Source organism: Limnohabitans sp. TEGF003, assembly GCF_055395455.1.
The window spans coordinates 2,775,452-2,797,633 of record NZ_AP029225.1 but is presented as its reverse complement, the minus strand read 5'-3'; the positions used below and the strand labels follow the sequence as shown (position 1 = coordinate 2,797,633).

Annotated in this window: 21 protein-coding genes; 12 read left to right on the top strand and 9 right to left on the bottom strand. The window is 60.6% G+C overall.

Features of this window, described 5'->3' with window-relative positions; all coding sequences use genetic code 11:
* The first annotated feature begins 1 nt into the window (after position 1).
* Positions 2–1,021: a serine/threonine protein kinase gene (locus tag ACZ5RT_RS13225; protein WP_464452777.1), complete on the top strand. Its 1,020-nt coding sequence runs from the start codon at positions 2–4 to the stop codon at positions 1,019–1,021.
* A gap of 129 nt (positions 1,022–1,150) precedes the next feature.
* Here ACZ5RT_RS13225 and htpG read toward each other — a convergent pair whose 3' ends face one another.
* The 3 genes from htpG to ACZ5RT_RS13210 form a co-directional block, all read right to left on the bottom strand.
* A complete protein-coding gene (gene htpG / locus ACZ5RT_RS13220; protein ID WP_464452776.1) occupies positions 1,151–3,121 on the bottom strand; it encodes a molecular chaperone HtpG in 1,971 nt (656 codons plus the stop codon).
* A gap of 221 nt (positions 3,122–3,342) precedes the next feature.
* Positions 3,343–4,251, bottom strand: a complete 909-nt coding sequence (locus tag ACZ5RT_RS13215; protein WP_108427365.1) for a pseudouridine synthase — start codon at positions 4,249–4,251, stop codon at positions 3,343–3,345.
* 155 nt (positions 4,252–4,406) lie between these two features.
* A complete protein-coding gene (locus tag ACZ5RT_RS13210) occupies positions 4,407–5,117 on the bottom strand; it encodes a Crp/Fnr family transcriptional regulator (protein ID WP_422169258.1) in 711 nt (236 codons plus the stop codon).
* Positions 5,118–5,273: 156 nt separating this feature from the next.
* On the opposite strand from ACZ5RT_RS13210, the gene ACZ5RT_RS13205 reads away from it, so the two are divergent.
* The 8 genes from ACZ5RT_RS13205 to ACZ5RT_RS13170 all read left to right on the top strand — a co-directional run bounded on the left by ACZ5RT_RS13205 (position 5,274) and on the right by ACZ5RT_RS13170 (position 14,878).
* A complete protein-coding gene (locus tag ACZ5RT_RS13205; protein ID WP_464452775.1) occupies positions 5,274–7,220 on the top strand; it encodes an AMP-dependent synthetase/ligase in 1,947 nt (648 codons plus the stop codon).
* Positions 7,217–7,999 carry an ABC transporter ATP-binding protein gene (locus ACZ5RT_RS13200; RefSeq protein ID WP_464452774.1) on the top strand — a complete coding sequence of 261 codons (783 nt, stop codon included), beginning with the start codon at positions 7,217–7,219 and terminating at the stop codon, positions 7,997–7,999. Before ACZ5RT_RS13205 ends, ACZ5RT_RS13200 begins: the two co-directional genes overlap by 4 nt.
* A 28-nt stretch (positions 8,000–8,027) precedes the next feature.
* On the top strand, positions 8,028–8,957 hold the full coding sequence (locus ACZ5RT_RS13195; protein WP_464452773.1) for a branched-chain amino acid ABC transporter permease: 930 nt from the start codon (positions 8,028–8,030) through the stop codon (positions 8,955–8,957).
* 9 nt (positions 8,958–8,966) lie between these two features.
* Positions 8,967–10,043, top strand: a complete 1,077-nt coding sequence (locus ACZ5RT_RS13190) for a branched-chain amino acid ABC transporter permease (protein ID WP_464452772.1) — start codon at positions 8,967–8,969, stop codon at positions 10,041–10,043.
* A gap of 66 nt (positions 10,044–10,109) precedes the next feature.
* Positions 10,110–11,453, top strand: a complete 1,344-nt coding sequence (locus ACZ5RT_RS13185; protein ID WP_464452771.1) for an ABC transporter substrate-binding protein — start codon at positions 10,110–10,112, stop codon at positions 11,451–11,453.
* A 94-nt stretch (positions 11,454–11,547) separates the two neighbouring features.
* Positions 11,548–12,357: an ABC transporter ATP-binding protein gene (locus ACZ5RT_RS13180; RefSeq protein ID WP_464452770.1), complete on the top strand. Its 810-nt coding sequence runs from the start codon at positions 11,548–11,550 to the stop codon at positions 12,355–12,357.
* A gap of 120 nt (positions 12,358–12,477) precedes the next feature.
* Positions 12,478–13,731, top strand: coding sequence for a phenylacetate--CoA ligase family protein (locus ACZ5RT_RS13175; protein ID WP_464452769.1), 1,254 nt, complete (start codon positions 12,478–12,480; stop codon positions 13,729–13,731).
* A gap of 160 nt (positions 13,732–13,891) precedes the next feature.
* The gene (locus ACZ5RT_RS13170; RefSeq protein WP_464452768.1) at positions 13,892–14,878 is read left to right on the top strand and encodes a tripartite tricarboxylate transporter substrate-binding protein; all 987 of its coding nucleotides are present in this window, start codon (positions 13,892–13,894) and stop codon (positions 14,876–14,878) included.
* 313 nt (positions 14,879–15,191) lie between these two features.
* Here the strand turns inward: ACZ5RT_RS13170 and ACZ5RT_RS13165 are convergent, their stop codons facing one another.
* The 6 genes from ACZ5RT_RS13165 to ACZ5RT_RS13140 all read right to left on the bottom strand — a co-directional run bounded on the left by ACZ5RT_RS13165 (position 15,192) and on the right by ACZ5RT_RS13140 (position 20,161).
* Positions 15,192–15,623, bottom strand: a complete 432-nt coding sequence (locus ACZ5RT_RS13165; protein WP_464452767.1) for an ExbD/TolR family protein — start codon at positions 15,621–15,623, stop codon at positions 15,192–15,194.
* An 18-nt stretch (positions 15,624–15,641) separates the two neighbouring features.
* Positions 15,642–16,070 carry an ExbD/TolR family protein gene (locus ACZ5RT_RS13160; protein WP_464452766.1) on the bottom strand — a complete coding sequence of 143 codons (429 nt, stop codon included), beginning with the start codon at positions 16,068–16,070 and terminating at the stop codon, positions 15,642–15,644.
* On the bottom strand, positions 16,070–16,798 hold the full coding sequence (locus ACZ5RT_RS13155; RefSeq protein ID WP_422169267.1) for a MotA/TolQ/ExbB proton channel family protein: 729 nt from the start codon (positions 16,796–16,798) through the stop codon (positions 16,070–16,072). Before ACZ5RT_RS13155 ends, ACZ5RT_RS13160 begins: the two co-directional genes overlap by 1 nt.
* 20 nt (positions 16,799–16,818) lie before the next feature.
* A complete protein-coding gene (locus tag ACZ5RT_RS13150; protein WP_422169268.1) occupies positions 16,819–17,538 on the bottom strand; it encodes an energy transducer TonB in 720 nt (239 codons plus the stop codon).
* Between the two features lie 95 nt (positions 17,539–17,633).
* The gene (locus ACZ5RT_RS13145; RefSeq protein ID WP_464452765.1) at positions 17,634–18,080 is read right to left on the bottom strand and encodes a hypothetical protein; all 447 of its coding nucleotides are present in this window, start codon (positions 18,078–18,080) and stop codon (positions 17,634–17,636) included.
* Positions 18,077–20,161 (bottom strand): ATP-dependent helicase, encoded by a 2,085-nt coding sequence (locus tag ACZ5RT_RS13140; RefSeq protein WP_464452764.1) that lies wholly within the window; start codon positions 20,159–20,161, stop codon positions 18,077–18,079. Before ACZ5RT_RS13140 ends, ACZ5RT_RS13145 begins: the two co-directional genes overlap by 4 nt.
* Positions 20,162–20,290: 129 nt before the next feature.
* Between ACZ5RT_RS13140 and ACZ5RT_RS13135 the strand changes: the two genes are divergently transcribed.
* The 3 genes from ACZ5RT_RS13135 to ACZ5RT_RS13125 all read left to right on the top strand — a co-directional run bounded on the left by ACZ5RT_RS13135 (position 20,291) and on the right by ACZ5RT_RS13125 (position 22,066).
* Positions 20,291–20,578, top strand: a complete 288-nt coding sequence (locus tag ACZ5RT_RS13135; protein WP_291927462.1) for a type II toxin-antitoxin system HigB family toxin — start codon at positions 20,291–20,293, stop codon at positions 20,576–20,578.
* Positions 20,575–20,988: a helix-turn-helix domain-containing protein gene (locus ACZ5RT_RS13130; RefSeq protein WP_464452763.1), complete on the top strand. Its 414-nt coding sequence runs from the start codon at positions 20,575–20,577 to the stop codon at positions 20,986–20,988. Before ACZ5RT_RS13135 ends, ACZ5RT_RS13130 begins: the two co-directional genes overlap by 4 nt.
* 109 nt (positions 20,989–21,097) lie before the next feature.
* Complete coding sequence (locus ACZ5RT_RS13125; RefSeq protein ID WP_464452762.1) at positions 21,098–22,066, top strand: AEC family transporter; 969 nt, start codon at positions 21,098–21,100, stop codon at positions 22,064–22,066.
* Positions 22,067–22,182 lie beyond the last annotated feature (116 nt).

Below are 22,182 nucleotides of genomic sequence, written 5' to 3'. Positions count from 1 at the left end.
CATGACCGATGCCCACGCCTTGCACCCCTACGCCGAACTTACCCCTGACCGGGTGATGGACGCCCTGACCGATCTGGGCCTGTGGCCCGATGGCCGTTTGCTGGCGCTCAGCTCTTACGAAAACCGCGTGTACCGTGCGCACCTGGACGAACCCGTCCAGGGCAGCGCGGCCGTGGTCCTCAAGTTTTACCGGCCCGGCCGCTGGAGCCGGGCACAGATTCAGGAAGAGCACGACTTCGCGGCCGAACTCCTGGCCAATGAAGTGCCCGTGGTTGCGCCCCTGGTGCTGAACGGTCAGACCCTGCACCAAAGTGTGGGCTTTGATTTTTCGGTCAGCCCCTTGCGCGGCGGCCGCACGCCGGAGCTGGACGACTTTGAAGTCCTCGAATGGATCGGCCGTTTCTTGGCCCGCATCCACACCGTGGGCGCGGCCAAGCCCTTTGCGCACAGGCCCACGCTCGATGTGCAGTCCTTTGCGCTGGAGCCCGCCGAGTGGCTACAAACGCACCAAATGATTCCACTGGAAGTCGAGCGCGAATGGCGCGAGGCCTTTGCGGCGGCGCTGGCCTTGGTGCAAGAACAAATGGCGGAAGGTGCATCGGAACGCCGCCTGATACGCCTGCACGGCGACTGCCACCCGGGCAACATCTTGTGGACCCCCACCGAGCTGCCCGGTGGCGGCCCGCACTTTGTGGACCTGGACGACGCCCGCATGGGCCCTGCGGTACAAGACCTGTGGATGCTGCTGTCGGGCGATCGCCGCCAGCGCACGCAGCAGCTGTCGGCTTTGCTCGATGGGTACGAGCAGGTGCGTGACTTTGACCGGGCCGAGCTGAAACTGATCGAGCCGCTGCGCACCCTGCGTTTGATCCATTACAGCGCCTGGCTGGCAAGGCGCTGGGAAGACCCGATTTTCCCGGTCAACTTCCCTTGGTTCGGTACGCCCGACTACTGGCGCGGCCAGGTGCTGATGCTGCAAGAGCAGGTCGAGCAAATGCAGGAAGCGCCGCTCAGCGTTTGAAACTCAGCTTGGTGGGCTGGCTGTGTAGGCATTCGCGAGCAGGGGCTCGCTCCCACAAAGACCCCCAATCTTGTTCCCTGTGGGAGGCTGCCCCTGCAGCCGAAGGGTTGCCTCCCCACTGCAGCGCGTTCAGCTCAGCAACGCATTCACCCGCTTCACATAAGCCGCAGGGTCTTCGGGCAAACCGCCTTCGGCCAGCAGGGCCTGGTCGAACAGGATGTGTGCCAGGTCGTGGAAATGGACCGAGCCGTCGAGTTTTTTGACGAGCGCGTGCTCGGGGTTGACCTCCAGCACGGGCTTGACTTCAGGCGCTTGTTGACCAGCCTGCTTGAGCATGCGGGCCAGTTGCATGCTCATGCCGCCGTCGGTCACCACCAGGCAGGCGGGGCTGTCGACCAGGCGGCTGGTCACGCGCACGTCTTCGGCTTTGTCTTTGAGCGCTTCTTTGAGCTTGGCCAGCACGGGCTTGAAGTTTTCGGCGGCGGTCTCGGCCGCTTTCTTTTCTTCTTCGTCCTGCAGCTTGCCCAAGTCCACCGCGCCCTTGGCCACACTTTGCAGCGGGGTGCCGTCGAACTCGTGCACAAAGTTCAGGGCCCACTCGTCCACACGGTCGGTCATGAGCAGCACTTCGATGCCTTTTTTCTTGAAGACTTCGAGCTGCGGGCTGTTCTTGGCGGCGGCCAGGGTGTCGGCGGTGATGTAGTAGATCGCGTCCTGGCCTTCTTTCATGCGGGCTTTGTAGTCGGCAAAGCTCACGCTCACGGTGTCGCTGGTGGTCGATGCAAAACGCAGCAGCTTGGACAGGCGGTCTTTGTTGGCAAAGTCTTCGCCCAGGCCTTCCTTGAGCACCGCGCCGAACTCGGCGTAGAACTTCGAATATTGGCCTTGTTTGGCTTTGTCTTCTTCACTCAGGACATCTGTCACGCCATCGGAACCAGCCTCGGGGGCTTTGTCGTGTTTGGCCAGGTCTTCCAGCATCGACAGCACACGCTTGGTGCAGCCTTCGCGGATGGCTTTGACGTCGCGGCTTTCTTGCAGCAACTCGCGGCTCACGTTCAGCGGCAGGTCGGCTGAGTCCACCACGCCTTTGACAAAGCGCAGGTAGCTGGGCATCAGTGCCTCGGCGTCGTCCATGATGAACACGCGCTTGACGTACAGCTTGATGCCCGCCTTCTTGTCGCGGTTCCACAGGTCCATGGGGGCCTTGGACGGGATGTAGAGCAGTTGGGTGTATTCGGTGCTGCCTTCCACGCGGTTGTGGGTCCAGGTCAGCGGGGCTTCAAAGTCGCGGCTGATCTGTTTGTAGAAGTCGGCGTACTGCTCGTCGGTGATGTCTTTCTTGGGGCGGGTCCACAAAGCGCTGGCTTTGTTGATGGTTTCCCACTCGCCCGTCTTGACCATGCCGCCGGGTTTGCGGCCGCCGTTTTCGTCTTTGGGGTCGATCAGCTCGCCGTCTTTCCACTCTTCCTTTTCCATCAGGATGGGCAGGCTGATGTGGTCGGAGTATTTGCCGACGATTTCCTTGAGCTTCCAGGTGTTGGCGTACTCCAGTGCGTCTTCGCGCAGGTGCAGGATCACGCTGGTGCCGCGCTCGGCACGGGTGATGGTCTCGACCTCGAAGTCACCCGTGCCGCCGCTGATCCAGCGCACGCCGTCTTCGGGCTTGGCGCCTGCACGGCGGGTCTCGACGGTGATTTTTTCGGCCACGATGAAACCTGAATAAAAGCCCACACCGAACTGGCCGATCAGCTGTGCGTCGGCTTTCTGGTCGCCGCTGAGCTTGCTCATGAAGTCCTTGGTGCCGCTCTTGGCGATGGTGCCCAGGTGGTCAATGGCTTCTTGCGCCGTCATGCCGATGCCGTTGTCGGTGATGGTCAGGGTCTTGGCGGCTTTGTCGAAGGACAGGCGCACCTGCAATTCGGGCGCGTCTTCGTACAGGGCGGTGTTGTTGAGGGCTTCAAAGCGCAGCTTGTCACAGGCGTCGGACGCGTTCGAGATCAGCTCGCGCAGAAAAATCTCCTGGTTGGAGTACAGCGAGTGGGTGACCAGGTGCAACAGTTGTGCGACTTCGGCCTGAAAGGCATGGGTTTGCTTGCTCATATCGGTTTGAAAAAGTTCAAGGGTCAAAAGGTGAGATAACCAAAACGGTGCTTATCTGGGGGCAGGCGTTTGGAATTCAAGGGGCGAGGATGTGCGGGACAGGATCGCCTGGTTTTTGTGGGAGACTGCCCCTGCGGCCGAATGCTTGAAGTGGGCGGGGCACACATTCGCGAGCAGGGGCTCGCTCCCACAAGCCCGCAGATGAGCAAGCCCGTCGCGCGTCAGAAGGATTCGTTCGGACCCAAATATCGCCACTGTCCGGGCGGCATTTGGCCCAGCTGCACATTGCCCATGCGGATGCGTTTGAGGCCCACGACTTTCAGGCCCACTTGCTCGCACATGCGGCGAATCTGGCGCTTTTTGCCTTCGGTCAGCACAAAGCGCAGTTGTTCGGGGTTTTGCCAATCGACCTTGGCGGGCTTGAGTGGCTTGCCGTCCAGGCTCAGGCCATGGCGCAGGCGCTCCAGTTGCGCTTTGGGGAAGACGGCCTGCACATTGGCACTCACCCGGTCAAAGTCGCCAATGGCCGTGAGCTGGTTGGCTTTGCCGCCATAGGTGGCCGACGCGGCAGAGGCCGCCGCAGTGTTCTCGTGACCGGTGTAGGCCACGCGCACCAAATATTCCTTCTCCATCTCGGAGTCTTCGCCGATCAGCTGGCGCGCCACGCGGCCGTCTTGTGTCAGCACCAAAAGGCCCGTCGAATCAATGTCGAGCCGCCCAGCCGGGGCCAAGCCGCGCAGGTGCGGCGGGGTGAAGCGCAGTTTGGACGGGTCGCCCGCCCAGTGGCTGCGTGGGTTGATCAGGGTGATGGCGGGCTCGTGTCCGTCTTCGGCCTGGCCGCTCACATAGCCCATGGGCTTGTGCAGCAAGATGGTGACTTGCCGGTCTTGCTGCTGTTCAGCGGCTTTGTCGACGGTGATGCGGTCCGACAGCGTGACCTGCTGGCCCATGCTGGCAGGCTGGCCGTTGACGAACACCCAGCCTTGCTCGATCCAGGCATCGGCCTCGCGGCGCGAGCACATGCGCAGCTCGGCCATGCGCTTGTTCAGGCGCGAGGTGCCGCTGGGCGTGGCGGCTTCGCCCTTGCCTTCGGGGCGGGGGGCGCGTTTGAAAACCGGGGGCTGGGTCATGGTTCGGTGGGGCAAAAAGAAGTTGACCGATTGTCCGTTGTTTTTGTTGGGGGCAGAACATGGGTTCCTGGTCTGCCTTTTGCTGTAGGTCGGTGGCTTCAGCCCCGACATGTGCTGGTGGGCCGCAAGCATGCGTCGGAGCTAAAGCCACCGATCTACAAAAACTGTGCTGTGCGCAGCCCCTGCAAATCCAGAATGCGCAGCCCGCCGTATTCCACGCGGATGAGCTGACGCGCTTCGAGCACGCGCAGCGCTTCGTTCACGCGCTGGCGCGACAGGCCCACCAGATAAGCCAGCTCTTGCTGGGTGATGCGCAGCACCTCGCCCACGCCAGAAAACAGCACCGGGTTGAACAAAGTGGCCAAGTGCCGGGCCAGGCGCAACTCGGGGTTGGTCATGCGGTCCAGTTCGCGTGCGGCGATGAACTGCCCCAGCCGCTCGTTGAGCTGCTGCATGATGAAACGGTTGAAGCCCAGCGAGTGGTCGATCAGCCAGTGAAAGGTCTCCAGCGGCAAGCCAGCGACCACGCTGGGGCGCAGCGGCTGGATGTTGTAGCGGTAGACCTCGCGCTTGAGTGCTGTGCCCTCGCCAAACCAGCCCCCGGGCGGCACGCCCGTGAAGGTCATGGTCTGGCCGCTTTCGTTGTCGCTGCTCATTTTCAGCAAGCCTGAGATCACGCCAAACCAAAAGGTCACTGGTCGGCCCACGCGGCACACATAGTCGCCCACCTGGGGGTCGCTCACCACCAGTTGCGGCACGATCTCCAGGCGCTCTTGGGGGCGCAGCAGGTGCAGCCACGGGATCATTTGCAGCTCGGATTCGGTGGGCGCGCGGCGGCGCTTGTACACGCTGTTTTCTTTGGCCATGTTGGATTTGATGTTTGTCAGGAACCGGTCAGATGGGCTAGGGGTCTTCCCTGAATTGTCGTCCAAACGACAACTTGGCGTCAAATGAGTGCCTACGATCCGCCCCAGTTCAGTCGCATTGCATTCGATGCACCGTTTTTGGAGACAGGTCAGGTCATGCAAACAACGTTTCCCCGTTTGATGCTCAAACACGCTGCCGAGCGCCCCACCGCGCCCGCCCTGCGAGAAAAAGAATATGGCATTTGGCAGGCCACCTCGTGGGCGGCCTTGTCCCAGCTGGTCGAGTCCATCGCCTGCGGTCTGCACCAGGCAGGCTTGCAGCGCGGTGAGCACCTGATCGTGGTGGGGGCCAACCGGCCTCGGCTTTACGCCACCATGCTGGCCGCCCAGTCGTTGGGTGCGATCCCTGTGCCGCTGTACCAGGATGCAGCGGCTGCCGAATGCGTGTTCCCCATCACCAACGCCGAAGTCCGCTTTGCCGTGGTGGAAGACCAGGAGCAGGTCGACAAGATGCTGGAAGTGCGCGAGCAGTGCCCGCAGCTGACCCACATTTATTACGACGACCCACGCGGCCTGCGCAAGTACACCGAAGATGGCCTCGGTTCGCTCGAAGAGCTGATCGCTGCAGGCGCGGTGTTCGCCAAGCAGCATTCACAGTTCTTCTCTGAAGAAGTCGAAAAAGCCCAATACACCGATGTGGCCGCGATGTTCTTCACCTCGGGCACCACGGGCAACCCCAAAGGCGTGGTGCACACGCACAGCTCCTTGATCGACCGCGCCGAAGCCGGTGCCGAGTTTGACAAGTTGACCAACGCTGAAGACGTGCTGGCCTACATGCCACCCGCCTGGATCGGTCAGAACATCTTCAGCTACGCGCAGTGGTTGGTGTGTGGCTACGTGGTCAACTGCCCCGAGTCGGGAGCCACCGTGACCATCGACCTCAAAGAGATTGGGCCCACCTACTACTTCGCGCCGCCTCGTGTGTTCGAGGGCATGCTCACCAGCGTGATGATCCGCATGGAAGATGCGGGCAACTTCAAGCGCAAGCTGTTTCACTACTTCATGGGCGTGGCCAAGAAAGTCGGTCCCGCCTTGATGGACGGCCAGTCGGTCGGTCTGATGGAGCGTTTGGTGTACAGCCTGGGCAACCTCATGGTGTATGGCCCCTTGCGCAACAACATGGGTTTCAGCCGCGTGCGCGTGGCCTACACCGCAGGCGAGGCGATTGGCCCGGATTTGTTCACCTTCTTCCGCTCGATCGGTGTGAACATCAAGCAACTGTATGGCTCGACCGAAACCGCTGTGTTCGTCTGTCTGCAGCCCGACAACCAGGCTCGTGCCGACACTGTGGGTGTGCCGTGCAAAGGCGTGGAGATCAAGGTCGCAGACAACGGCGAAATCCTGGTCAAGTCGCCCGGCTTGCTCAAGGGCTATTACAAAAACCAGAAAGCCACCGACGAAGTGCTCACGCCGGACGGCTGGTACCACACCAGCGACGCGGGCTTCATCGACAGCCATGGCCACCTCAAGATCATCGACCGCGTCAAAGACGTGGGCCGCATCCAGGGCGGTGCCAACGACGGTGCCATGTTCGCGCCCAAATACGTTGAGAACAAACTCAAGTTCTTCCCGCACATCAAAGAGGTCGTGGCCTATGGCGACCAGCGCGAGAAAGTCTGCGTGATGGTCAACATCGACTTCGACGCGGTGGGCAACTGGGCCGAGCGCCGCAACCTGCCTTATGCCGGTTACACCGACTTGGCCCAAAAGCCCGAGGTGTATGAGTTGATCAAGGAGTGCGTGGAAAAAGTCAACGCCGACCTGGCCGAAGACGCTTTGCTGGCGGGCAGTCAGGTTTCGCGTTTCCTGGTCTTGCACAAGGAGCTGGACGCCGACGATGGCGAATTGACACGCACGAACAAGGTCCGCCGTGGCTTCATTGCCGACAAATACAAACCGCTGGTCGATGGCCTGTATGGCGGCAAAACCGAGCAATTCATCGAGACGGTGGTGAAGTTCGAAGACGGCCGTACCGGCAGCGTCAGCGCCACGCTCAAGATTTCCGACGCCAAAACATTCACACCCGTGAAGGCAGCAGCATGACCAAAAAAATCGGCGACGTCATCCTCGACGTCAACAACATCAGTTTGCGTTTCGGCGGCGTGAAGGCGCTGACCGACATCTCGTTCAACGTGCGCGAGCATGAAGTGCGCGCCATCATCGGCCCCAATGGCGCGGGCAAAAGCTCGATGCTCAACTGCATCAACGGGGTCTACACACCCCAAGAGGGCAGCATCACTTTCCGTGGCCAGACCTTTGACCACATGAACAGCCGCCAGGTGGCCGAGATGGGCATTGCCCGCACCTTCCAGAACCTGGCTTTGTTCAAAGGCATGAGCGTGATCGACAACATCATGTCGGGACGCAACCTGAAGATCAAAAGCAATCTGTTTTTGCAGGCGCTGCGCGTGGGCCCAGCCCAGCGCGAGGAAGAGGCACACCGCGAAAAAGTCGAGCACATCATCGACTTCCTGGAAATCCAGGCCTTCCGCAAGACGGCCGTGGGCCAGTTGCCTTATGGCCTGCAAAAGCGGGTGGACTTGGGCCGCGCCCTGGCCATGGAGCCGCAAGTGCTGCTGCTTGACGAGCCCATGGCCGGCATGAACCTGGAAGAAAAGCAGGACATGTGCCGCTTCATCCTGGACGTCAACGACGAGTTCGGCACCACGGTGGTGTTGATCGAGCACGACATGGGCGTGGTGATGGATATCTCGGACCGCGTGGTGGTGCTGGACTACGGCAAGAAGATTGGCGACGGCACGCCCGACGAGGTGCGCAACAACGAAGAAGTGATCAGTGCCTACTTGGGCACGTCGCACTGACCGAACCCGCACGAACAAGGATTTAAAGATGGCATTCTTTCTTGAAACATTGCTCGGTGGCCTGATGGCGGGCATGTTGTATTCGCTGGTGGCTCTGGGCTTTGTGCTCATTTTCAAGGCCTCTGGCGTGTTCAATTTCGCGCAGGGCGCGATGGTGCTGTTTGGCGCTTTGTCGATGGCGCGGTTTTCTGAATGGATTCCGCAGTGGACTGGCGTGGACAGTTTGTGGATGGCCAACCTGCTGGCCTTTGCCATGGCGGCGGTAGTGATGTTTGTGGTGGCCTGGGCGGTCGAGTACCTGGTGCTGCGGCACTTGGTCAACCAGGAAGGCGCAACCCTGCTGATGGCCACGCTGGGCATTGCCTACTTCCTCGAAGGTTTGGGTCAGACCATTTTTGGCAGCAGCATTTACAAGATCGACATCGGCATGCCCAAGGACCCGGTCTTCATTCTGGAAGGCATGTTCCAGGGCGGTGTGTTGATCAACAAGGAAGACCTGTATGCCGCGCTGATTGCCGCTGCGCTGGTGACCTTGCTGACGATCTTCTTCCAGAAAACAGCGACGGGCCGCGCCCTGCGTGCGGTGGCCGACGACCACCAGGCGGCGCAGTCGATCGGTATCCCGCTCAACCGCATCTGGGTCATCGTGTGGTGTGTCGCGGGCATCGTGGCCTTGGTGGCCGGCATGATCTGGGGCAGCAAGCTCGGTGTTCAGTTCTCGCTGGCCACCGTGGCCCTGCGGGCCCTGCCGGTGGTGATTCTGGGCGGCCTGACATCGGTGCCGGGCGCCATCATTGGCGGCCTGATCATCGGTGTGGGTGAAAAACTCTCCGAGGTGTATTTGGGCGGTTATGTGGGGGGCGGTATCGAGATCTGGTTCGCCTATGTGCTGGCGCTGGGATTCTTGCTGATCCGTCCGCAAGGTCTGTTTGGCGAAAAGATCATCGACCGCGTGTAAGGAAAAATTATGTTCTACAGAGAAAACGGTCAATTCAAAACCTCGTACCGGGCCGATCAACAAATCCTGCCGATCCGGCAAGACCGCATCGTCATGGCGCTGCTGTTGGTGTTTGCCTTTGCGGTGGTGCCCATGTTGGCGTCGGACTACTTCTTCCGTGCCATCCTGATTCCCTTCCTCATCATGTCCTTGGCCGCGCTGGGGGTGAACATCCTCGTGGGTTACTGTGGTCAGATTTCCTTGGGTTCGGGTGCCTTCATGGCGGTGGGGGCTTACGGCGCCTACAACTTCTTTGTGCGTGTGCCAGGACTGCCCTTGATTCCAGCCTTGATCCTGGGCGGCTTGTGCGCCACGGTGTTCGGCATTTTGTTCGGTCTGCCCAGCTTGCGCGTCAAGGGCCTGTATCTGGCGGTGGCTACTTTGGCCGCGCAGTTTTTCAGCGACTGGATGTTCTTGCGCATCAAGTGGCTGACCAACGACTCGCCTTCGGGCTCGGTGTCGGTGGCTGACTTGCAGGTGTTCGGTCTGCCCATCGAAAGTGCCATGAGCAAATACTGGTTGTGCCTGAGCATCCTGGCGGTGGTGGCCTTGCTCGCGAAAAACCTGGTACGCAGCGCCGTGGGCCGCGAGTGGATGGCGATCCGCGACATGGATGTGGCTGCGGCCGTGATCGGCATCCGCCCCATGTATGCCAAGCTGAGCGCTTTCGCAGTGAGCTCGTTCATCGTGGGCATGGCCGGTGGCCTGTGGGCTTTCATTTACCTGGGTGCCTGGGAACCTGCGGCCTTCTCGGTGGACATTTCCTTCCGTTTGTTGTTCATGGTGATCATCGGCGGTCTGGGCTCCATCCTCGGTGGATTCCTGGGCGCGGCGTTCATCACCTTGCTGCCGATTGCATTGAGTCAGATCCTGCCTGCTTTGGCGGGCTTGGTGGGCATCGAGATCTCGACGGCAGGCGTGTCGCACGCCGAGCTGATGATCTTTGGCGGTTTGATCGTGTGGTTCTTGATCGTGGAGCCACATGGCTTGGCCAAGCTCTGGTCGATCGCCAAACAGAAGCTGCGTTTGTGGCCTTTCCCGCACTGATTTTTTCAAGATCAATCGGGTGAGTTTTGGTTTTTTTGTGTGAGTGTTTTTTCTAAGGAGACAAGTATGAAGATGCGTGATTTGATTTTGGCTGTGGCCGCTGTGGCGACCGCTGCATCGTCCTTGGTGACGACCTCGGTGCAGGCGCAAGCCAAGGCACAAGCGAAGGAGCAGTTTTTCCCGCTGCTGTCCTATCGCACCGGCCCTTATGCCCCTAACGGCATCCCATGGGCCAACGGCAAGCAAGACTATCTGAAGCTGATCAATGCCCGCGATGGCGGCATCAACGGCGTGAAGATCACTTTTGAAGAGTGCGAAACCGGCTACGCCACTGACCGTGGTGTGGAATGCTATGAGCGCCTGAAAGGCCGCCCAGGCGTGACCCTGTTCGATCCACAGGCCACGGGCATCACGTTTGCGTTGACCGAAAAAGCGCCTGTGGACAAGTTGCCTTTGATCACCTTGGGCTACGGTTTGTCGATCGCGCAGGACGGCATGGCCTTCAAGTGGAACTTCCCTTTGATGGGCAGCTACTGGACGGGCGCTGACATCCTGGTGCAACACCTGGGCAAAAAAGAAGGCGGCCTGGACAAGCTCAAAGGCAAGAAGATTGCCTTGGTTTACCACGACTCGCCATTCGGCAAAGAGCCGATTCCTTTGCTGCAAGAGCGTGCCAAGATGCATGGTTTTGACCTGCAACTGATCCCCGTGACTGCGCCCGGCGTCGAGCAAAAGTCGGCCTGGCTGCAAGTGCGCCAAAGCCGTCCTGACTACGTGATGCTGTGGGGCTGGGGCGTGATGAACTCCACCGCCCTGAAAGAAGCGCAGGCCACAGGCTACCCCCGCGACAAGATGTACGGTGTGTGGTGGGCCGGTGCCGAGCCTGACGTCAAGGACGTGGGCGAAGGCGCCAAGGGTTACAACGCATTGGCTTTGAACACCTCCGGCACACAACCCAAGGTGATTCAGGACATCCTGAAGCACGTGCATGGCAAGAGCCAAGGCTCCGGTCCCAAGGATGAAGTGGGGCAAGTGCTTTACACCCGTGGCGTGATCATTGGCATGCTGGGCGTGGAAGCCGTGCGCCGTGCGCAGGAGCGTTTTGGCAAGGGCAAGGTCATGACTGGCGAGCAAGTGCGCTGGGGCCTGGAAAACCTGAACCTGGACCAAAAGCGTCTGGACGCCATGGGCTTCACCGGCATCATGCAGCCGCTGTCCACTTCGTGCGCTGATCACATGGGTTCGACCTCTGCCCGCGTGCAAACCTGGGACGGCAGCAAATGGAGCTTCAGCTCTGACTTCATCCAGGCCGACGAGCAGATCCTCAAGCCCATGATCAAAGCCGGTGCCGACAAGTACCTAGCCGACAAGAAGATGACACGCCGCACCCCTGCGGATTGCCAGTCTTAATCGGTTCGTGTTGATGGCTCGCGCTTCGGCGTGAGCCGTCAACCGAAAGACCAGCGGGAGCGCTGGCCTTTCGGTTGATTCAAACAGGCGACCCATGAACGATTCCAACATCATCCTCAACGTCAATGGCATCGAAGTCATTTACAACCATGTCATCCTGGTGCTCAAGGGCGTGTCCCTGCAAGTGCCCGAGCGGGGCATCGTGGCCTTGCTCGGCGGCAACGGTGCGGGCAAGACCACCACGCTGCGGGCCATCTCCAACTTGCTCAAGGGCGAGCGTGGTGAAGTCACTAAGGGCTCCATTGAGCTGCGTGGTGAGCGCATCGAGAACCTCTCGCCCGCTGACCTGGTTAACCGGGGCGTGGTGCAGGTGATGGAAGGCCGCCACTGCTTTGCCCACCTGACCATCGAAGAGAACCTGATGACCGGCAGTTACACCCGCACCGACAAGGGCGAGATCGCGGCCAACCTGGAAAAGGTCTACAACTACTTCCCGCGTTTGAAGACCCGCCGCACTTCGCAAGCGGCCTACACCTCGGGTGGCGAGCAGCAGATGTGCGCCATTGGCCGCGCCCTGATGTCCAACCCGAACATGGTTTTGCTGGACGAGCCCTCGATGGGCCTGGCCCCGCAGATCGTGGAAGAGGTGTTCAACATCGTGAAGGATTTGAACGAGAAGGAAAAAGTCACGTTCCTGATCGCCGAGCAGAACACCAACATGGCGCTCAAATACGCCGACTACGGCTACATCATGGAGTCGGGCCGTGTGGTGATGGACGGCGCGGCCGAAGAGCTGCGCACCAACGAGGACGTGAAAGAGTTTTACCTGGGCGTGGGCGGTGGCGAGCGCAAGAGTTTCAAGGACGTCAAGAGCTACAAGCGCCGCAAGCGCTGGTTGGCTTGAGGGCTTAGGAAGTCCGAGACTTCTACCCCTGTGGGAGCGCGCCCCTGCGCGCGAATGCCACACACGCACAACCGTTTTTCGCGCGCAGGGGCGCGCTCCCACAAAGATCTGTCTGCACCCATGACGCACTACGACGCCCTCGAAACCCGCAGCCCGCATGAGCGTGAAGCCGCCTTGATGGCCGCGTTGCCCGCGCAGGTGGCGCATGCCAAAGCCAAGGCTCCGGCCTTTGCCGAGTTGCTGCAAAGCGTGGATGCCGCCAGCGTCACCAGCCGCGCTGCGCTGGCCCAATTGCCGGTCATCCGCAAATACGAGTTGCTCGAACGCCAGAAAGCAGCGCGTGCGGCAGGCGGCAATGTGTTCGGCGGCTTCAGCACCTTGGGTTTTGGCCCGGGCATGACCCGCGTGTTTGCGAGCCCCGGCACGATCTACGAGCCCGAAGGCACGCGGGCCGATTACTGGCGCATGGCCCGCACCATGTTTGCGGCCGGTTTTCGTCCGGGTGAGCTGATCCACAACTGCTTCAGCTACCACTTCACGCCTGCGGGCTCCATGATGGAAACCGGTGCCCATGCCTTGGGCTGCACCGTGTTTCCGGGTGGCATTGGCCAGACCGAACAGCAAGTGGCGGCCATGGCCGAGTTGCAGCCTGCAGGCTACATCGGCACGCCCAGCTTCCTGAAAATCATCCTTGAAAAAGCCGCCGAGATGGGCGTGGCCCTGCCCAGCGTGCGCAAAGCGCTGGTGTCGGGCGAAGCCTTTCCGCCCAGCCTGCGCGACTGGATGACGGCGCACGGTGTGGATGCTTACCAGTGCTATGCCACGGCCGATGTGGGTTTGATTGCCTATGAAACTGCCTCGCGTGAAGGCCTGGTGCTGGACGAAGGCGTGATCGTCGAGATCGTGCGCCCCGGCACGGGCGACCCGGTGCCCGAAGGCGAGGTGGGCGAGCTGGTCATCACCACGCTCAACCCCGATTACCCCTTGATCCGTTTTGGCACGGGCGATTTGTCCGCCATCCTGCCCGGCACCTGCCCCACGGGCCGCACGGGTCAGCGCATCAAAGGCTGGATGGGCCGCGCCGACCAGACCACCAAGATCCGGGGCATGTTTGTGCACCCCGGTCAGGTGGCCGAAATCGTCAAGCGCTTCCCCGAGGTGCGCAAGGCCCGCCTGGTGGTGACCGGTGAGATGGCCAACGACCAGATGGCTTTGCATGTCGAGACCGATCACCTGAGCGATGAGGCCCTCAAGGCCCGAGTGTCCGAGGCGGTGCGCGATGTCACCAAACTCCGTGGTGAGGTGCATCTGGTCCAGTCCGGCAGCCTGGCCAACGATGGCAAAGTGATCGAAGACGCTCGCAGTTACCAGTGAGCCCCTGTTTTCAGGGTTTTGGCAACGCCATGTTGTGGCCGCGGGCGGCCCAATTCCTTAATGAAATCAAGGTCATACAAGGGTTAGCCGCTAAGTAGTTTCCGCGATTTCGTGACACTCTTGAAGTTTTAAACTGTACAGTCAATTTCAGGAGTGTTAGATGAAGCAATGGATCGCTCTGGCCGCTTTGGCCGCTGTGTCTGTGGGTGTTCAGGCCCAGACTTTCCCCGGTAACAAACCTGTCTCAATCGTGGTGCCGTTCACCGCAGGTGGCCCGACAGACCGCGTGGCACGCGACTTGGCCGAAGCCATGCGCAAGCAGATTCCCGGCAGCAATTTTGTGGTCGAAAACGCCGCAGGCGCTGGCGGCACGATCGGTGCCACCAAGGTGGCCAAAGCCAACCCCGATGGCCACACGCTTTTGCTGTTCCACATCGGCATGGCCGCCACACCCGCCCTGTACCGCAAGATCGCCTACAAGCCGCTGGAAGACTTCGAGTTCCTGGGCATGGTCAATGACGTGCCCATGACCTTGATCGGCAAGCCCCAGCTGTCCGCCAACACCTACCGCGATTTTGAGAACTACATCCGCGCCAATGCGGGCAAGCTGAACATCGCCCACGCGGGTCTGGGTTCCGCCTCGCACATCTGTGGTTTGCTGTGGCAATCCAATCTGCAGACCAAAGACGCGATGACCACCATCCCGTTCGGTGGCACGGCACCTGCCATGACCGCCTTGATCGGCGGCCAGGTCGATGTGATGTGTGACCAGACCACCAACACCACCAGCCAGATCGAAGGCGGTCGCGTCAAGGCTTTCGCGGTCACCACTGCCAAGCCCCTGGCCAGTCACCCTGTGCTCAAGCACTACCCCAGCTTGCAGGAAATGGGTTTGAAGGGTTTCAACCTGACCATCTGGCATGGTTTGTATGCCCCCAAAGGCACGCCCGCAGCGATCACCAAGACCCTGAACGACGCCCTGAAGAAAGCCCTGAAAGACCCCGAGTTCATCAAGAAGAACGAAGGTCTGGGCGCTTTGGTGGTGACCGACAAGCGTGTCGAGCCTGAAGAGCACAAGAAGTTTGTGGCCGCCGAGATGATCAAGATCAAGGCCGCTGTCGATGCCGCTGGCAAGTACGCCGACTGATTTGGGTTCTCTTTCCCTTGAAAAGCCGCTCTCGAGCGGCTTTTTCTTTGGGCGTGACCCCCAGCGTGGTCATGCCCGACTCGATCGGGCATCCATGGCGGGTGAGCGTTGCCGGATGGGGGTGGAGTACCCCAGCGGACATGGACACCCGGTCAAGCCGGGTGTGACAAAACTTCGCTTGGGTACGCTGACAAGACTTCTCGAGGATGCGCCGACAAAATTTCGCGAGACTGTGCTGTCAACCTGTCGTCATGCCCGACTTGATCGGGCATCCATGGCGGGTGAGCGGCGCGGTCAGCTTCTGGTGTGCCGGTTACGGGCTGGCGAAGCGTTCGGTGCCGACGATGCCCAGCTTGGTCAGGCCCAGCCGCTGGGCACTGGCCAGTACCGCTGCGGTGGCTTCGTATTTGGCTTGGGCATGTGAGCGGATGTGCAGCTCCGGTTGCGGCTGCACGGCGGCCGCTTCGGCGAGGCGGGTCTCCAAGGCTTGTCGGTCGCCCAGCAGCTGACCGTTCCAGCGCAGGCTGGCGTCGGCGTCGATGTCCACGCGGATCACCACCGGATCTTGCTTTTTCGCCGCAGCAGCGGCCACAGGCATGTCCAAGTTGACCGCGTGCAATTGCGCTGGAATGGTGATGATCAGCATGATGATCAGCACCAGCATCACGTCGATCAGGGGCGTGGTGTTGATGTCCATCATCACGTCGGGTTCGTCGCTGTGGCTGGTGCCCAGGTTCATGGCCATGGTGGTGTCCTAAGGGGGTCAGCGGGCCGGGTCGGTGATGAAGCCGACCTGGGTGATGCCTGCGCGTTGCACCGCGTACATGACGCGTCCCACCGATTCGAAAGCGCTTTGCGCATCGCCCCGGATCTGCACATCGGGCTGCGGCTTCATGGCGGCAAACTTTTTCAAGCGTTCGACCAGCTCGCCAGGCGTTTTGACGGGCGTGTCGTAGAGGTAGATTTGTCCCGCCTGGTTGACCGAGATGATCACGGTGTCGGGCTTGGCCTCGCGCACCACGTTCTGCTCTTTGGGCAGGTCCACCTTGATCGAGGTGGTCACCACCGGGATGGTGATCAGAAAAATGATCAAGAGCACCAGCATCACATCCACCAAGGGCGTGGTGTTGATGGTGCCGATGACCTCGTCATCGTCCTGACTGCCTAGCGTGGGGCCGAGGTTCATGCCCATTATTTTTGGCCTGACGCCAGCAGCACGGCGTGCAGGTCGGCACCGAAGGCGTTGACTTCATCCATCGCCGCTTTGTTGCGACGCACCAGCCAGTTGTAGCCCAGCACGGCGGGCACGGCCACAGCCAGGCCAATGGCGGTCATGATCAGCGCCTCGCCCACGGGGCCCGCCACTTTGTCGATGCTGGCCTGGCCCGACATGCCGATCTTGACCAGGGCGTGGTAGATGCCCCAAACCGTGCCGAACAAGCCGACAAAAGGCGCGGTAGAGCCCACGGTGGCCAGCACGGCCAGGCCATTTTGCAGACGGCTTTGCACGGTGCCCATGGCCCGCTGCAGTGCCATCGTGACCCAGGTGTTGAAGTCCACATTGCCCAGCAGGCCTGGGTGTTTGCTTGCACCCTCCAGACCTTTTTCGGCAATGAAGCGGAAGGGGCTGTCTGCTTCCAAAGCCTCGGCCGCTTGCCGCACAGAGCCCGCCGTCCAGAAGTTCGCTTGTGCGGTTTTGGCAAATCGGTGCAGCTTGGATTGCTCGGTGAACTTGGTGAAGATCACATACCAGCTGCCCATGCTCATGAGCACCAGAATCAGCAAGGTGCCCTTGGCCACCGCATCTCCCTGCGCCCACAGGGCACCCAGGCCATAGGGGTTTACGTCAGAAACTTCTTCAGCAGCATAAATTGGCGTCAGAAAAAAAACATTACAAATAAAGAAGACACAAAATTTCATTGGCGATAGTTTGAATAAGTTCAGCATGGAGATTTTCCGTCTACTTTAGAGGGTTGAATTGGGTCGGGATCAAGCTTGAAATTGAACGTTTTCGTAAATGAATGTTCAATAGGCTTTCCATCCAAAGTGGCGGGTTTGAATCGCCATCGCATGGATTCATTTTTAGCTGCTTCATCTAGTCGTTTATGACCAGATGATTTGTCTATATTTATTTTGAATACATTACCGTCGGCACCAACAAATATATTTAAGGTAACAGAACCCTCTTCTTCCATGCGTTTTGATGCCAGAGGATAGCTTGGTTTTTCGCAATAAATGCCTACTGGACCGGTTCTAACTGGCTCGGACTTTATGGCAGGGGCTGCTGAAACAGATGTAGTCGACGAAGTGGGTTGTTGAGACGTAGCCGTTGCCGCAGTGATGACATTTGCTGCAGGTGCAGCAGCAGGAATCTCGGCGGGTGGCGTCACGGCAGGCGGCACATACGCGGGCGGCGGGGTCTGGGGCGGTGGGGGTTTGGACGGCGCAGGTGGCGGCGGCTGGGGCGAGGGTGGCGTTGCCAGCTCGGGTTTCTTTTCTTCCAGCAGCAGCGCTTGCACCACGTTGGGCATCTTTTGAATGACGGTGCGCGTCAAGCCCGCCTGGACAGCCCAAAACAACAAGGCATGCAGAACCACCACCCCAGCCAGACCGAGCAGCTTGCGCTTCGGCGGTGCTTGAAGGTAAGTGGACGCGTTCATCTGGTCAAAGGCCCTGAGAGTGGAGGTCTGTATTTTGCGTGAGAAAACAGTGGCCTTTGGACGGCGCAGGCCAATTCACCAGCGGGGGCAGGGGGTCAGGGCTGGCGGGTCAACACGAAGGGGCGGGTGTCCCGACCGGCTGTCGTTCTTTGGCCCTGAATTTGACGCCCGCAAGCCCCCTTGGGCAGGCTGCCCAGCCAGGTGGCGGCGATGCGTTGGCCGTCGTGTGTCTCTTCCAGGGTGAACTCGCCGTCGTCCAGGTCGGCCACCACCGCGCGGGGTTTCGACGCCGTTGCGGTGACCCATTCACCCCGCAAACTCCCCACGTGTTCCGGGTGGGGGCCCAAGGTCAAAGTCCCCAGGGGTTCACCCGTGATCTGTACGGTCCAGGTGCCGTGCAGCATGTCAGGGCTCATGTTCTGGGCACTGGGGCAGCCCGTGCGTGTGGGCAGCCCCTGGCAGGCACTCAGGGTCAGGGCCAGCAGGCCGCACAGCCAAGCGGCTGGGGCGCGTCGGTTCAAAAAGGCGTGTGTTAGGTTCATGTTTTGGCTTGCGCTGCCGCCGCTGCAGAGACTGCTGCGCGTTGGGCAAATTCGGCCCGCAGCGCCTTGAGTTTTTCGCGCGGGTCTTCTTGGGTGGTCTTTTCATCCAGCCGCATTTCGGCAATGAAGCGGCTGGGCAGGGCGGCCACGGTTTCGCGGCCTTTTTTGCGGCGTTTGGTCCAGCTCACGGCCAGGCTGCGCTGGGCGCGGGTGATGCCCACGTACATCAGGCGGCGCTCTTCCTGCAGGCGCAGCAAGATGCCTTCCTGGCTCGCCCCCTCCGTGGTGTCGTCGTCGCCCAGTTTGAAAGGCAGCAGGCCCTCGTTCACACCCACCAGCAACACATGCGGCCATTCCAGGCCCTTGGAGGCGTGCAGGGTCGACAGGGTCACCACGTTCTGGTCTTTCTCGCGCTCGCTCAGGGTGGAGATCAGCGAGATGGTCTGCGCCACCTCCAGCAGGTTTTTGGTTTCGGTGGTTTCTGTTCCGGTGGCGTCTTCGATCTCGCCACCGCAGCGCCCGGCCATCCAGTCACAAAACTCCAGCACATTGGTCCAGCGGGCCGAGGCCACTTTTTCGTTGTCCTCGCCGTCGTACAGGTGCGATTCGTAGCCAATCTCTTGGAGCCACTCCAGCAGAAACGCCAGCGCCGCCTCTTTGCCCAGGGTTTGGCGCGCACGGTGTTCCAGGTCGTTGATGTAGCGGCCAAACTCGTGCAGGCCGTCCACCGCGCGGGTATTCACCGCGCTGGGCAGGCTGCCCGCAAACAGCGCCTCGAACAGGCTCAGTTTGTACTGCGTGGCAAAAGTGCCCAGCTGGCCCAGCGTCTGGTGGCCGATGCCGCGCTTGGGACTGGTGATGGCGCGCAAAAATGCCGGGTCGTCGTCGTTGTTGATCCACAGGCGAAACCAGGCGCACAAGTCCTTGATCTCGGCCTTGTCAAAAAAGCTCTGCCCACCCGACACCTTGTAAGGAATGTTGGCGCGGCGCAGCGCTTGCTCAAACGGTCGGGCCATGTGGTTGGCCCGGTACAGGATGGCGAAGTCCTTGAACTCGCGGTGTTTGGAGGGGTTGATCTGCCCGCCTCGAATCGACTGGATGCGGGCAATCGCCCGGTCGGCTTCGTGCTCTTCGTTCACGGCATCGATCACGCGCACCGGCTCGCCCTCACCCAGCTCCGAAAACAGCGTTTTAGGGAACAGCTTGGGGTTGGGCTGGATCACGTTGTTGGCCGCCCGCAAGATGGCGCTGGTGGAGCGGTAGTTCTGCTCCAGCTTGATGACCTTCAAATTCGGAAAGTCCACCGGCAGGCGCTTCAAGTTGTCCAGCGTGGCCCCGCGCCAGCCGTAGATCGACTGGTCGTCGTCGCCCACCGCCGTGAAGCGCGCCCGCTCGCCCACCAGGTGTTTCAGCACCTCGTATTGTGTGGCGTTGGTGTCCTGGTATTCGTCCACCAGCACATGGCCCATCTTGGCCTGCCAGCGCTCGCGCACCTCGGGGTAGTCGGCCAGCAGCTTCAGGGGCATGCCAATCAGGTCGTCGAAGTCCACGCTTTGGTAAGCCGTCAGCCGCTCTTCGTACAGCGCCATGATGCGGGCGATCACCCGGGCGTTGTCGTCAGGCGCTTGGGCCGCGGCCTGCTCGGCGTTCAGGCCCATGTTTTTCCAAAGGCTGATGGTCCACTGCCACTGGCGGGCGGTGGCCGCGTCGGTGGTGCCGCCGCAGTCCTTGAGGATGCTGGTCACATCGTCCGCGTCCATGATGCTGAACTGCGGTTTCAGGCCCAGCACATGGCCGTCCTCGCGCATGATGCGCACGCCCAGGGCGTGGAAGGTGCAGACCGTCACATCTTTGGCGGCCTTGCCAATCAAATCTTTGGCCCGCTCGCGCATCTCGGCAGCGGCCTTGTTGGTGAAGGTGATGGCGGCGATGCGTTTGGGCTCCAGCCCGGCTTCAATCAGGCGGCCGATCTTGTGCGTGATCACCCGCGTCTTGCCCGAACCCGCCCCGGCCAGCACCAGGCAAGGGCCGGAGACATAGTTCACGGCTTCGAGTTGGGCGTTGTTGAGTCCGGCTGACATGGGGTTGTGTGGGGAAAATGGGGGGCGAAGCAAAGCGGGCCATCATAGCGGCTGCCCTTGCGCGTTGAACCGTCTTGGTCGTTCGTGGACCGATCTGTGCAAAATCTCAATTTGAGATATGATCGCCCCATGAAAATCATCAGCAACAGTGCGCTGCGGTCGTTTGCCACAGTACACCCGCTGGCCGATGCGCCATTGCAGGGCTGGCGGCGGGTGATTGAGAAGAACCGATTTTCCAACTGGAGTGAACTGAAAGCGGCATTCAACACCGTGGACAAAGTGGGCGAACTGGTGGTGTTCGACATTGGGGGCAACAAGTACCGGCTGATCGCCTACGTTCGGTTTGAAAAGCAGATCGTTTACATCAAAGCGGTGTTAACCCACCGTGAATATGACAAAGGAGCATGGAAGTCATGAATGCACCCATTGATATGCAGCATCTTCTCCCCGCATGGGAGCAGTTTCGCGCGGCCACAGACATTGCCCCCATCCGCGATGAGGCGCACTATGCCCGAATGACCACCATGCTTGAGGCGCTGCTTGAGGAGACGGGCGGTGATGAGCACCATCCCCTCATGGGTTTGGTGGACATTGTGGGTGACTTGATTGAGGACTATGAGACAGAGCATCACCCGCTGCCTGAAACCTCAGGGGTAGAGGCGTTGAAGTTTTTGATGGCCCAGCACGGACTCAAACAAGGTGACTTGGCAGAAATTGGCAGCCAGGGCGTGGTCTCTGAAATATTGACGGGCAAACGCGAACTCAATGTGCGGCAAGTCCGCGCCTTGAGTGCGCGTTTTGGGGTGTCTGCAGCGACCTTCTTGTGATCGGACTTGCAAGACGTTCACCTGACCGCAGGGGGGAGCTGTCTCAATTTTGTCCGCACTGCGACTGTGCAGGCCGAGGGCTCTACTGGTTTACCCCGACAATCAGCCCATGCTTGAAATCCTGCGTGTCACTTTTCCTTTCTTCGCCTTGGTCTTGTGCGGCTATGGCGCTGCCCGGTTGAAGTTTTTGCCCCTCGAGGCCATTCCGGGTTTGAATGGTTTTGTGCTGTTTTTTGCCCTGCCTTGCATGTTGTTCCGCTTTGGGGCCGACACGCCGATTGCCCAGTTGCTCGATGCCGGGGTGTTTTTCACGTATTTGTTGTGTGCCTTGCTGATCGTGGCGTTCAGCATCGCCATCAGCCTGAATGCGCGCATCCGCTGGAACGACGCGTCTTTGGGGGCGCTGGTGGCGGCCTTTCCCAACACCGGCTTCATGGGTGTGCCCTTGTTGGTGGCGTTGCTGGGTGCGCAGGCGGTGGGGCCTGCCATCGTGACCATCGTGGTGGATCTGGTGATCACCTCTTCGCTGTGTGTGGCTTTGTCGCGCATGGACGCGGCCGGGCAGCATGGCGCGGCAGTGGCGGCCCGCAAGGCGCTGGCCGGGGTGCTGCGCAACCCTATGCCTTGGGCCATCAGCCTGGGCGCGGCGTTTTCATTCTGGAACCTGGAGTTGATCGGTCCGGTGAACAAAACCGTGAGCTTGCTGGCCGATGCGGCGTCGCCCGTGGCGCTGTTCACCATTGGGGCGGTGTTGGCCCGCTCGCAAATGCTGGCGCATGAGCGCCCTCATGGCGCTTTGCGCATGGTCGATTACCTGCCGATTTCACTCATCAAATTGGTGTTGCACCCGGTCTTGGTTTTGCTGGTGGGCTTGACGGCCATCCAGTGGGGCCTGCCGATCGAGCCCTTCGCCCTGCAGGTGATGGTGTTGGTGGCTGCCCTGCCCAGCGCCAGCAATGTGTCGCTTTTGGCCGAGCGCCTGGGCGCGGACAACGGGCGCATTGCCCGCATCATTTTGGTCACCACAGCGGTGGCGTTTTTGACGTTTTCGGGGGCGGTGGCTTTTTTCAAAGTCTGACATCCACAACCGGGGATTTCTGCATGGCGGTTGTGGGAGGCTGCCCCTGCGGCCGAAGGGTTGAAGTGGCAGGGCGCACGTTCGCGAGCAGGGGCTCGCTCCCACAGGAAACCTGC

Coding starts and splice junctions, on each gene's coding strand:
- ACZ5RT_RS13225 (WP_464452777.1), top strand. CDS start 2: ATGACCGATGCCCACGCCTTGCACCCCTACGCCGAACTTACCCCTGAC.
- htpG (WP_464452776.1), bottom strand. CDS start 3,121: ATGAGCAAGCAAACCCATGCCTTTCAGGCCGAAGTCGCACAACTGTTG.
- ACZ5RT_RS13215 (WP_108427365.1), bottom strand. CDS start 4,251: ATGACCCAGCCCCCGGTTTTCAAACGCGCCCCCCGCCCCGAAGGCAAG.
- ACZ5RT_RS13210 (WP_422169258.1), bottom strand. CDS start 5,117: ATGGCCAAAGAAAACAGCGTGTACAAGCGCCGCCGCGCGCCCACCGAA.
- ACZ5RT_RS13205 (WP_464452775.1), top strand. CDS start 5,274: ATGCAAACAACGTTTCCCCGTTTGATGCTCAAACACGCTGCCGAGCGC.
- ACZ5RT_RS13200 (WP_464452774.1), top strand. CDS start 7,217: ATGACCAAAAAAATCGGCGACGTCATCCTCGACGTCAACAACATCAGT.
- ACZ5RT_RS13195 (WP_464452773.1), top strand. CDS start 8,028: ATGGCATTCTTTCTTGAAACATTGCTCGGTGGCCTGATGGCGGGCATG.
- ACZ5RT_RS13190 (WP_464452772.1), top strand. CDS start 8,967: ATGTTCTACAGAGAAAACGGTCAATTCAAAACCTCGTACCGGGCCGAT.
- ACZ5RT_RS13185 (WP_464452771.1), top strand. CDS start 10,110: ATGAAGATGCGTGATTTGATTTTGGCTGTGGCCGCTGTGGCGACCGCT.
- ACZ5RT_RS13180 (WP_464452770.1), top strand. CDS start 11,548: ATGAACGATTCCAACATCATCCTCAACGTCAATGGCATCGAAGTCATT.
- ACZ5RT_RS13175 (WP_464452769.1), top strand. CDS start 12,478: ATGACGCACTACGACGCCCTCGAAACCCGCAGCCCGCATGAGCGTGAA.
- ACZ5RT_RS13170 (WP_464452768.1), top strand. CDS start 13,892: ATGAAGCAATGGATCGCTCTGGCCGCTTTGGCCGCTGTGTCTGTGGGT.
- ACZ5RT_RS13165 (WP_464452767.1), bottom strand. CDS start 15,623: ATGGCCATGAACCTGGGCACCAGCCACAGCGACGAACCCGACGTGATG.
- ACZ5RT_RS13160 (WP_464452766.1), bottom strand. CDS start 16,070: ATGGGCATGAACCTCGGCCCCACGCTAGGCAGTCAGGACGATGACGAG.
- ACZ5RT_RS13155 (WP_422169267.1), bottom strand. CDS start 16,798: ATGAAATTTTGTGTCTTCTTTATTTGTAATGTTTTTTTTCTGACGCCA.
- ACZ5RT_RS13150 (WP_422169268.1), bottom strand. CDS start 17,538: ATGAACGCGTCCACTTACCTTCAAGCACCGCCGAAGCGCAAGCTGCTC.
- ACZ5RT_RS13145 (WP_464452765.1), bottom strand. CDS start 18,080: ATGAACCTAACACACGCCTTTTTGAACCGACGCGCCCCAGCCGCTTGG.
- ACZ5RT_RS13140 (WP_464452764.1), bottom strand. CDS start 20,161: ATGTCAGCCGGACTCAACAACGCCCAACTCGAAGCCGTGAACTATGTC.
- ACZ5RT_RS13135 (WP_291927462.1), top strand. CDS start 20,291: ATGAAAATCATCAGCAACAGTGCGCTGCGGTCGTTTGCCACAGTACAC.
- ACZ5RT_RS13130 (WP_464452763.1), top strand. CDS start 20,575: ATGAATGCACCCATTGATATGCAGCATCTTCTCCCCGCATGGGAGCAG.
- ACZ5RT_RS13125 (WP_464452762.1), top strand. CDS start 21,098: ATGCTTGAAATCCTGCGTGTCACTTTTCCTTTCTTCGCCTTGGTCTTG.